Source organism: Streptomyces sparsus (assembly GCF_054776295.1).
In genome coordinates this window covers 1-748 of the sequence record NZ_BAAHCA010001518.1, presented here as the reverse complement: position 1 = coordinate 748, position 748 = coordinate 1, and the positions used below count along the sequence as shown (strand labels likewise).

The following is a 748-nucleotide window of genomic DNA, read 5'->3' as shown; positions in this document are numbered from 1 at the left end:
CCTCCCGTACCGCCGCCGCCTCGCCACGGGCCAGGGCCCCGGCCCGCGTCCCATCCGGCGCCGGGCCAGCCCCCGGCCCCCTGACCGATCCGTCCCGGCCGACGTGGTCCGACCCGTCGGAGGGCTCACCGACACCCCAGTGCCTGCCACCTCAGGCTGAGTCCAGGAGCGTGCCAGAAGTGACAACAGCGACCGAGCCGGGGGCGCCCGCCGTGACGGCCCTGCTGCCCCGTGCCCAAGCCGGAGACCACCGGGCGATGAACGACCTGCTGCTGCACATCGCGCCCCTGGTCGGCAGGCTCTGCGTGCCCATCGCCCGGAGCCACAGCTCGGACGCCGCGCAGGAGGCGATGCTCGCCATCTACCGCGGCCTGAGCGGCCTCCGCGAGCCCACCGCCTTCTACGGCTGGGTACGGGCCGTGACCGTCCGGGAGGCGATCCGCACCTCCAAGCGGCTCAACCAGGGCAGCACCGACGGCCTGCCCGACCTGGCCCACGCCGCCGACCCCCTGGACGGTGTGCACATCACCGATGTGATGGAGCGCCTGCCCGACCAGCACCGCCAGGTCCTCACCCTGCGGGCGGTCTACGGCATGAACGAACAGGAGATGGCGGCGACGCTCTCGCTCCCCGTGGGCACCGTGCGCTCCCGGCTGCACCGCGCGCGCCGCAACTTCCAGGACGCCTGGCGCCGGGACGCCGCCTGACGCCGGCCCGGTGCGGGTCTTCCGCGGGGCGCGTGCCGTCC

General features: G+C 75.1%; 1 protein-coding gene. It reads left to right on the top strand.

Annotated elements, in window-relative coordinates:
• Positions 1-179: 179 nt before the first annotated feature.
• Entirely contained in the window at positions 180-707 is a 528-nt protein-coding gene (locus ACYVE9_RS29365) for an RNA polymerase sigma factor (protein ID WP_461030917.1), read from the top strand.
• The last annotated feature ends 41 nt before the right edge of the window (positions 708-748 follow it).